Annotated in this window: 10 protein-coding genes; 9 read left to right on the forward strand and 1 reads right to left on the reverse strand. The window is 63.2% G+C overall.

The window, feature by feature from the left end; genetic code table 11:
* Positions 1 to 82 precede the first annotated feature (82 nt).
* The 8 genes from AC0L2M_RS15170 to AC0L2M_RS15205 all read left to right on the forward strand — a co-directional run bounded on the left by AC0L2M_RS15170 (position 83) and on the right by AC0L2M_RS15205 (position 6,119).
* Entirely contained in the window at positions 83 to 490 is a 408-nt protein-coding gene (locus AC0L2M_RS15170) for an endonuclease domain-containing protein (RefSeq protein ID WP_419696593.1), read from the forward strand.
* Positions 487 to 873: a VOC family protein gene (locus AC0L2M_RS15175; protein WP_473535268.1), complete on the forward strand. Its 387-nt coding sequence runs from the start codon at positions 487 to 489 to the stop codon at positions 871 to 873. Before AC0L2M_RS15170 ends, AC0L2M_RS15175 begins: the two co-directional genes overlap by 4 nt.
* 4 nt (positions 874 to 877) lie before the next feature.
* Entirely contained in the window at positions 878 to 1,369 is a 492-nt protein-coding gene (locus AC0L2M_RS15180; RefSeq protein WP_473535269.1) for a GFA family protein, read from the forward strand.
* Positions 1,366 to 1,842 carry a GFA family protein gene (locus AC0L2M_RS15185; RefSeq protein WP_023800738.1) on the forward strand — a complete coding sequence of 159 codons (477 nt, stop codon included), beginning with the start codon at positions 1,366 to 1,368 and terminating at the stop codon, positions 1,840 to 1,842. The genes AC0L2M_RS15180 and AC0L2M_RS15185 overlap by 4 nt, the downstream gene beginning before the upstream one ends.
* Positions 1,839 to 2,795 carry a prolyl aminopeptidase gene (gene pip, locus AC0L2M_RS15190; protein ID WP_473535270.1) on the forward strand — a complete coding sequence of 319 codons (957 nt, stop codon included), beginning with the start codon at positions 1,839 to 1,841 and terminating at the stop codon, positions 2,793 to 2,795. Before AC0L2M_RS15185 ends, pip begins: the two co-directional genes overlap by 4 nt.
* Positions 2,796 to 2,797: 2 nt before the next feature.
* Positions 2,798 to 4,414, forward strand: coding sequence for a citramalate synthase (gene cimA, locus AC0L2M_RS15195; protein WP_473535271.1), 1,617 nt, complete (start codon positions 2,798 to 2,800; stop codon positions 4,412 to 4,414).
* 83 nt (positions 4,415 to 4,497) lie between these two features.
* Positions 4,498 to 5,418 carry an EamA family transporter RarD gene (gene rarD / locus AC0L2M_RS15200; RefSeq protein ID WP_473535272.1) on the forward strand — a complete coding sequence of 307 codons (921 nt, stop codon included), beginning with the start codon at positions 4,498 to 4,500 and terminating at the stop codon, positions 5,416 to 5,418.
* A 14-nt stretch (positions 5,419 to 5,432) separates the two neighbouring features.
* Positions 5,433 to 6,119, forward strand: coding sequence for a glutathione S-transferase family protein (locus AC0L2M_RS15205; RefSeq protein ID WP_023800734.1), 687 nt, complete (start codon positions 5,433 to 5,435; stop codon positions 6,117 to 6,119).
* A gap of 9 nt (positions 6,120 to 6,128) precedes the next feature.
* On the opposite strand, the gene AC0L2M_RS15210 is transcribed toward AC0L2M_RS15205, so the two are convergent.
* Positions 6,129 to 7,130, reverse strand: a complete 1,002-nt coding sequence (locus AC0L2M_RS15210; protein WP_473535273.1) for a transporter — start codon at positions 7,128 to 7,130, stop codon at positions 6,129 to 6,131.
* A 205-nt stretch (positions 7,131 to 7,335) separates the two neighbouring features.
* Here AC0L2M_RS15210 and AC0L2M_RS15215 point away from each other — a divergent pair, with 205 nt between their 5' ends.
* Positions 7,336 to 8,667 (forward strand): PQQ-dependent sugar dehydrogenase, encoded by a 1,332-nt coding sequence (locus tag AC0L2M_RS15215; protein WP_473535274.1) that lies wholly within the window; start codon positions 7,336 to 7,338, stop codon positions 8,665 to 8,667.
* Positions 8,668 to 8,722 lie beyond the last annotated feature (55 nt).

An 8,722-nucleotide genomic window follows, 5' to 3' on the forward strand; every position in this document is an offset into this window, starting at 1 on the left:
GCGATTGGCGAAAGCCGAAGTGCCGTCCAATCTCCCCCCTTGAGGGGGAGATGTCCGGCAGGACAGAGGGGGGCGAACCGCGATGACGCATTTCCCAGTACCCGCCAACAACCGCAGCAATGCGCGCAAGATGCGCAGCGCTATGACCGAACCCGAGCTGAAGCTTTGGAATGAGATTAGAGCGCACAGGCTGATGGGACTAGCCTTCAGGCGGCAGATGCCTATCGCCCACTATATCGTCGATTTCGCCTGCCCCGCCAAAAAGCTGATTGTCGAACTGGACGGCTCCCAGCATGCCCGGTCTGAACCTTCGGCATCCGATCTGGCAAGAAGCGCGAAGCTAGAGGCGCTGGGCTGGACCATCCTGCGTTTCTGGAACGACGACGTCATTCGCGACATCGACAACGTCTGCCAGCACATTGTCATCGAAGCCGGCCTGGCCGCTGCCGAAATGCCGGCCGGCGAAGCAGCGAGGGAGGTAGTTCCATGATCGACCATCTTGGCATCACCGTTTCCGATTTCGACGTGTCGAAAGCTTTCTACGACAGGGCGATGGCGCCGCTCGGTGCCTCGCTGCTCTACATGGTGCCGCAGGAATACACCGGTGCCGCTATGGTCGGCGGCTATGGCCGCGACCGGCCGGTGTTCTGGCTGCATCAAGGCAAGGACAAGCCGAAGGACCGCCAGCATGTCGCCTTCACCGCGCGCAGCCGCGCTGAAGTCGATGCCTTCCACGCCGCCGCCATCGCCGCCGGCGGCAAGGATAATGGTGGGCCGGGCCTTCGTCCGCACTATCACGCGAACTACTATGGCGCCTTTGTCTTCGACCCCGACGGCAACAATGTCGAAGCCGTCTGCCATGCCCCGGAGTGAAGTGATGAGCCTGGATAACAGACCGGTCTACACAGGCGGCTGCCAGTGCGGCGCCGTGCGTTTCCGTGTCGAAGGCGCGCTGGGCGACGCCTCCGTCTGTCATTGTCGCATGTGCCAGAAAGCAAGCGGCAATTTCTACCTGCCGCTGGTGTCGGTGCGTGGCGCAAAACTCGACTGGACGCGCGGCGCGCCCAAGCGCTTTCGTTCCTCCAACGCCGCCTGGCGCGGTTTTTGCGCCGATTGCGGCACGCCGCTGACTTTCGAGGCGCCCGACGGCATCGCACTCGCCATCGCGGCCTTCGACCATGCGGAGGAGATCGCGCCGACCATCCAGTGGGGCACCGAAGCAAAACTCTCCTATGTCGATCACATCCACGAATTGCCTGGCGAGGAGACGATGGCCGATGTTTCGTCGTCCTCCTATCTCGCCGATCTCGTTTCTTACCAGCACCCCGACCACGACACCGAACAATGGCCGCCGGAGGAAAGATCATGACCGAAACCGTTCGAACCGGCGGCTGCCAGTGCGGCGCCGTGCGTTTCCGCATTCGTGGGGCGCTTGGACGCCCTTCCATCTGCCATTGCCGCATGTGCCAGAAACAGTTCGGTTCCTTCTTCGGCGCGCTGGTGACGGTGCCGAAGGACGGTGTCGAATGGGTGCGCGAGGAGCCGAGCTATTTCCAGTCGTCGGTCAACATCGATCGCGGCTTTTGCAGCCGCTGCGGCACGCCGTTGACCTACAGGCAGCCTGGCGGGCTTGAGATCGCCATCGGCGCCTTTGACGATCGCTCCGACCTCGCACCGCAGATCCAGATCAACTATGCCGCCCGGCTGCCTTGGGTGGAGAAGATCTTCGACGCGCCGGTCCATGACGATCCTGACTACTACACCCGGCAGGAATCGATCATCTCCTTCCAGCATCCGGATCACGAGACGGCCAATTGGCCGCAGCAGGGCCTGAAATTATGAGCAATGACCTGCGCAGCCTCTATCCGGAGATCGAGGCCTTCGACTCAGGCATGCTCGATGTCGGCGATGGCCATCAGGTCTATTGGGAGCGTTCCGGCACCAGGGGCGCCAAGCCGGCCGTGTTCCTGCATGGCGGACCGGGCGGCACCATTTCGCCAAAGCACCGACGGCTGTTCGATCCGAAGCTTTACGATGTCATCCTGTTCGACCAGCGCGGCTGCGGGAAGTCGACGCCCAACGCCTCGCTCGAGGCCAACACTACCTGGCATCTGGTCGCCGACATCGAGCGCCTGCGCGACATGTGCAGCTTCGACAAATGGCTGGTGTTCGGCGGCTCGTGGGGCTCGACCCTGGCGCTGGCTTATGCCGAGACGCACCCCGAGCGGGTCAGCGAACTGGTCGTGCGCGGCATCTACACACTGACGCGCGCGGAGCTCGAATGGTATTATCAGTTCGGCGTCTCGGAAATGTTTCCCGACAAATGGGAGCGCTTCCTGGCGCCGATCCCTGAGGCCGAGCGCGGCGACATGATGGCCGCCTATCGCAAGCGGCTGGTCGGCAGCGACCGCAAGGCACAGGTCGAGGCCGCCCGGGCCTGGAGCCTGTGGGAAGGCGAGACGATCACGCTGTTGCCCGATCCGGAAACCAGCAGCCGGTTTGGCGAAGACGATTACGCCGTCGCCTTCGCCCGCATCGAGAACCATTATTTCGTCTATGCTGGCTGGCTTGAGGAAGGGCAGCTGCTGCGTGATGCCTTCAAGTTGAAGGACATCCCCGGCACCATCGTCCATGGCCGCTACGACATGCCGTGCCCGGCGCGCTATGCCTGGGCGCTGCACAAGGCGTGGCCCAAGGCGGACTTCCATCTGGTCGAGGGCGCCGGCCATGCCTATTCGGAGCCGGGCATCCTCGACCGGCTGATCCGGGCGACGGATAAGTTTGCGGGGAAATGATCATGGGCCGCGAGCGCCTCTATCTCTTCGACACCACACTGCGCGATGGCCAGCAGACGCCGGGCATCGACTTTTCGGTCGAGGACAAGATCGCCATCGCCGGGCTGCTTGACGCGTTCGGCGTCGACTATATCGAAGGCGGCTATCCCGGTGCCAACCCGACCGACACCGCCTTCTTTGCCAAGCACCGCACGGCAACCGCCAAATTCGTCGCCTTCGGCATGACCAAGCGGGCAGGGGTGTCGGCTTCGAACGATCCAGGCCTTGCCGCATTGGTCCAGTCGAAGTCGGACGCCATCTGCTTTGTCGCCAAGAGCTGGGACTACCATGTCCGCGTTGCGCTGGGCTGCACCAACGAGGAAAACCTCGAGGCGATCAAGGCGTCAGTCGAAGCGGCGATTGGCTCGGCCAAGGAAGCATTGGTCGACTGCGAGCATTTCTTCGACGGCTTCAAGGCCAATCCCGATTATGCGCTGGCTTGCGCCAGGACCGCTTACGACGCCGGCGCGCGCTGGGTGGTGCTGTGCGACACCAATGGCGGCACGCAGCCGTCGGAAGTGCGCGCCATCGTCGAGAAGATCATCGAGGCAGGCATACCGGGGGACCATCTCGGCATCCATGCCCATGACGACACCGGCCAGGCGGTGGCAAATTCGCTGGCCGCCGTCGAGGCCGGCGCGCGCCAGGTCCAGGGCACGCTGAACGGCATCGGCGAGCGCTGCGGCAACGCCAATCTGATCTCGATCGTGCCGACGCTGGCGCTGAAGCCGGCCTTTTCCAGCCGCTTCGAGACAGGCATCTCGGCCGAAGCGTTGGCCGGCATATCGCGCCTGTCCCGCGCCTTCGACGAATTGCTGAACCGCGCGCCGGAAGCGCAGGCGCCCTATGTCGGCGCTTCCGCCTTCGCCACCAAGGCCGGCATCCATGCCTCGGCGCTGGCCAAGGAGCCGGCCACTTACGAGCATGTGCCGCCGGAAGCGGTCGGCAACCGCCGCCGGGTCATGGTCTCGGACCAAGGCGGCAAGGCCAATTTCCTCGCCGAGTTGAAACGGCGCGGCATCGAAATGCCGAAAGACGACCACCGGCTGGACGCGCTGATATCAGTGGTCAAGGGGCGCGAGGCCGAGGGCTATGCCTATGAAGGCGCCGATGCCAGCTTCGAGCTGCTGGCGCGCAAGATGCTGCATGGCCTGCCGGAATTCTTCAGCGTCACCTCGTTCCGCTGCATGGTCGAGCGCCGCTTCGACGCCAATGGCCAGCTGAAGACGGTCTCAGAGGCGATCGTCAAGGTGCTGGTCGATGGCGAGGAGAAGATGTCGGTGGCGGAAGGGCACGGCCCGGTCAACGCGCTCGACATCGCGCTGCGCAAGGATCTTGGAAAATTTCAGAACGAGATCGCCGACCTCGAGCTCGCCGACTTCAAGGTGCGTATCCTCAATGGCGGTACCGAGGCGATCACTCGCGTGCTGATCGAATCGCACGATGCAACCGGCGCCCGCTGGTGGACGGTCGGCGTCTCAGAAAACATCATCGACGCTTCATTCCAGGCGCTGATGGATTCGATCGTCTACAAGCTGATGAAGAACCGCGAGATGGCCGGGCTGGTCGCGGCGGAGTAGGATTGAACCATCAGCGAAAGTCCATTGATCCATCAGAACTTTGCGATGGTCTTGGCCCGGCGGCTGGCGCATAGCGTTGGGCCATGGCCACGGACGCAATTCAGCTCGAAGCAGACTCAAAGGCCCGGCGTGGATTCCTGCTGGCGCTGGGCGCCTATCTCCTGTGGGGGTTGCTGCCCTTCTATATGAAGGCGGTTGCACATCTGCCACTGGCCGAAGTCATCGCGCACCGCATCGTCTGGTCGGTGCCGATCGCGGCGGCAGTTTTGATCTGGGCCGGCCGCACGGCGGATTTCAAAGCGGCGTTGCGTTCGCCGCGCATTATTTCCCTGGCGGCGCTGACGGCGGCGCTGATTTCGGTCAACTGGGGCATCTATGTCTGGGCCATCGCGGTCGACCGTACCATCGAGACCGCGCTTGGCTACTACATCAACCCGCTTGTCAGCGTCGTCGTCGGCGCGCTGCTGCTCAGCGAACGGCTCGACCGGCTGCAAATCGCGGCGGTGGTGCTGGCGGCCATCGCGGTCGCGGTGCTGACGATCGACGCCGGCAAGCTGCCTTGGGTGTCGCTGGTGCTGGCGTTTTCCTTCGCCGCCTACGCCTTCTTCCGCAAGACGCTGCCGATCGGTCCCAGCCAGGGTTTCTTGCTTGAAGTGCTTTTGCTGTCGGTGCCGGCGCTCGGCTACATCATCTTCCTCATCGTCACCGGGCAGGACCATTTCGTCTCCAGTTCCCTGAACGATACCGCACTGCTGATCGGCTGCGGCCCGGTCACCGCCATACCGCTGCTGCTGTTTGGCTTCGGGGCCAAGCTGCTGCGTCTCTCCACCATCGGCATCATGCAGTATATCGCGCCGACCATTGTGTTCCTGATCGCCGTGCTGATTTTCGGCGAACCCTTCGGCAGCACCCAGGCCATCGCCTTCGGCCTGATCTGGGCGGCGCTGGCGATCTATTCCTGGTCGATGTTCCGCGGTCGCGAGATCCGGCCGGCAATGCGTTAGAGCGAGGATTTTCGATGTACGTGCTGCACATAGCAAACAAGAATTATTCCTCGTGGTCGCTGCGGCCATGGGTGCTGATGCGGACATTGGACGTCGCCTTCGAGGAGCGGCTGACACCGTTTCCGACCGGATCGAGTTGGAGCCTCTACCGGCCGTTCTCGCCCAGCGGCCTCGTACCGTGCCTGATTGACGACGGCTGGGCAGTCTGGGATTCGCTCGGCATCACCGAATATCTGGCCGAGCGCCACGCTGGCGTCTGGCCTGCCGAGCCGAAGGCGCGAGCCTGGGCGCGGTCGGCAGCGGCCGAAATGCATTCGAGCTTCACCGCCTTGCGCGGCTCCTGTCCGATGAACTGCGGTGTCCGCGTCGCGCCGGTGCCGATGTCGGATGCGCTGAAGCACGACCTTTTTCGCCTCGGCGATCTCTGGGACGACGGGCTTCGCCGCTTCGGCGGACCGTTCCTGGCTGGCGATCGCTTCACTGCCGTTGACGCCTTCTTTGCCCCGGTGGCGTTTAGGGTTCAGTCCTACGGACTGTCCTTCGAGGGCGCGGCTGCCACCTATCCGGCGCGATTGCTGGCTCTGCCGGCGATGCGCGAATGGTACGCGGCAGCCCTTGCAGAGGAGTGGCGCGAGCCGAACCACGAAGCGGAGGTGCGCGCTGCCGGCACTGTCATCGAGGATTTTCGCGCGACCTTGTAACGGTTGCCGCTACATCCCGCGCCCCAGCCGCCTGACGAACAGATAGACGACCACCGGGACGGCGAGCGATATCGCCGACGCCACCCAAAAGCCCACCGGCGTGTCGACCAGCGGCAGCCCGCCGACATTCATGCCGAACAGGCCTGAGACGATCGTCATCGGCAACAGCACCGCGGTCATCACCGACAGCATGTAAAGCAACTGGTTCGACTGCGTCGTCAGCTTGGCCATCAGCTCGTCCTGCAAGAGCCGGGCGCGGGCCTGCAATTGCTCGCCGTCATGATGCAACGTATGGGCGCGGTGCGAAAGCCGTGCCGCCATGTCGTTGATTGCGTCCGGCAGGTCATTGCGATGCGAATGGTCGAGATGGCGGAACAGGCTGGTCAGCGTCGCCATCTGCCGATGGATCACCACCAGTTGCCGGCGCGCATCGACCAGCGCCTGCCGCTCATTGTGCCATGCATCGCAGACGATGCGGTCCTCGATGCCATCGAGCGTGTCGCCAAGGCCAGCGAGTTCCGTCGTCATGCCGTCGAGCGACTGGCCCATGACAGCCTCGATCAGTTCGGCCGGAGAGCGGAACTTTCGCGATCCGTTGTCGATCGCCTTGCGGATTTTGTCGACCGATTGCAGCGGTTGCTTGCGGCCGCCGATCAGCATCGTGTCGTTGAAGGCGAAGCGGAAATGGCCAAGCCCGCGCGCCTCCGCCGAATAGTCGTGGCGCAGGTCCGGCAAATCGCCGTACAGCCAGTCGCCCTCGAGGTCGATATGGCAGCCATGGCCGGCCGACAGGAAGGCATCGCGCACCGGCGGCGGCAAAGCCGGCTCGGTGGCGATCTCGTGGCGCGCGCGCATGTCGGAAACCTGGTAGCTGCGCCATGTCCAGTGTGTGGTGGTCGCGTCTTTGGTTCTCGTGCCTTCGGCGGCGAAGTGATAGACGAAGAACAGCCCGTGCTCGTCCGGCAGGTAAGGCGACAGATCGCTGCCGTCTGGATTGAGAGGGATGTTCATGATCGCGTCGCCAGTCTCTCGAATACGCCGCGTGGCGGCGACCTAGACTGTGATTATTAGCACGGGCGAACCGTTTTCGTGTGACTGTTTTGACGGTCATCCGAGGCGGCGTACCAACGCCGTTGTTTGGAGCCAGTTTGGAATAATACGTCGTTGACTCGCGTTTGCGTAAAGAGCACGACGCAATCCATGCGGAGGACGTCCGATGCATGCCGGCTTCCCACGAAGCCTACTCATAGCGGTATTGGGAGCCGTCATTGCCGGCTGCGCTGGCTTTTCGGCGCAGAAAACGGGGGCAATAATCGGCTATGGCCCCAACCCAACCTTACCGAAACCAAGACCGACGCTGATCCCGACCGTCAACATCGCCGAGGCGAAAGGCTGGCAGAAAGGTGGTATGCCGACCCCGGCGAACGGGCTGACGGTGAACCCCTACGCCACCGGCTTCGACCATCCGCGCTGGCTGCACGTGCTTCCGAACGGGGACGTGCTGGTTGCCGAAACCAATGCCCCTGCCAAGCATGACGAAGGCTTCAGCCTTAGAAAGGTCTTTATGGACCTCGCTATGAAGCGCGCCGGGGCCGCGACCAAAAGCGCCAACCGCATCACGCTCCTGCGCGACACCAATGGCGACGGCATTGCGGATGTGCGCAGGACGTTCGCAGAAGGCCTCAATTCTCCCTTTGGTATGACGCTGTCCAAAGGCATTCTCTATGTAGCGAATACCGACGCGCTTGTCGCTTTCCCCTACTCCAATGGCCAGACCCGAGCCACAACGCCGCCGGAAAAGATCGTCGACTTACCGGCCGGAGATCTCAACCATCATTGGACCAAGGATGTGATCGCAAGTCCGGATGGACGCAAGCTCTATGTCACCGTCGGCTCCAACAGTAACGTTGGAGAAAACGGCATGGCCGCGGAGAAGAACCGCGCCGCCGTCCTTGAAGTGGACCGGTCGACCCGCCGTACCCGGGTCTTCGCGTCAGGGCTGCGCAACCCGAACGGGCTCTCCTGGAACCCTGAAACCGGCAAGCTTTGGGTCGCCGTGAACGAGCGTGACGAGATCGGCGACGATCTTGTGCCGGACTATATGACCTCGGTTCGTGACGGCGCTTTTTACGGCTGGCCCTACAGCTATTTCGGACAGAACGTCGACGAACGCGTCAAGCCGCAGCGCCCCGGTCTCGTGGCTAGGGCGGTCAAGCCCGACTACGCGCTGGGTTCCCATACCGCCTCGCTGGGACTGACCTTCTCCAAAGGGGCGTCGCTCGGCCCAGCCTACGGCAACGGCGCGTTCGTTGGTCAGCACGGCTCGTGGAACAGAAGTGTGCTCAGCGGTTACAAGGTGATCTTCGTGCCGTTCCGCGGTGGTAAACCGAGCGGTCCCCCGAAAGATGTGCTCGCTGGCTTCGTCGGGCGTGACGGCAGGGCGATGGGCCGTCCGGTCGGCGTTGCTATCGATCAGAGCGGCGCACTGCTAGTCGCCGACGATGTCGGCAATGTCATCTGGCGGGTCAGTAGGGCAGTAGGGCAGTAGGGCAGTAGGGCAGTAGGGCAGTAGGGCAGTAGGGCAGTAGGGCAGTAGGGCAGTA

This window comes from Mesorhizobium sp. WSM4806, from assembly GCF_055811635.1.

Coding starts and splice junctions, on each gene's coding strand:
- AC0L2M_RS15185 (WP_023800738.1), top strand. CDS start 1,366: ATGACCGAAACCGTTCGAACCGGCGGCTGCCAGTGCGGCGCCGTGCGT.
- AC0L2M_RS15210 (WP_473535273.1), bottom strand. CDS start 7,130: ATGAACATCCCTCTCAATCCAGACGGCAGCGATCTGTCGCCTTACCTG.
- AC0L2M_RS15180 (WP_473535269.1), top strand. CDS start 878: ATGAGCCTGGATAACAGACCGGTCTACACAGGCGGCTGCCAGTGCGGC.
- rarD (WP_473535272.1), top strand. CDS start 4,498: ATGGCCACGGACGCAATTCAGCTCGAAGCAGACTCAAAGGCCCGGCGT.
- AC0L2M_RS15170 (WP_419696593.1), top strand. CDS start 83: ATGACGCATTTCCCAGTACCCGCCAACAACCGCAGCAATGCGCGCAAG.
- AC0L2M_RS15205 (WP_023800734.1), top strand. CDS start 5,433: ATGTACGTGCTGCACATAGCAAACAAGAATTATTCCTCGTGGTCGCTG.
- AC0L2M_RS15175 (WP_473535268.1), top strand. CDS start 487: ATGATCGACCATCTTGGCATCACCGTTTCCGATTTCGACGTGTCGAAA.
- pip (WP_473535270.1), top strand. CDS start 1,839: ATGAGCAATGACCTGCGCAGCCTCTATCCGGAGATCGAGGCCTTCGAC.
- AC0L2M_RS15215 (WP_473535274.1), top strand. CDS start 7,336: ATGCATGCCGGCTTCCCACGAAGCCTACTCATAGCGGTATTGGGAGCC.
- cimA (WP_473535271.1), top strand. CDS start 2,798: ATGGGCCGCGAGCGCCTCTATCTCTTCGACACCACACTGCGCGATGGC.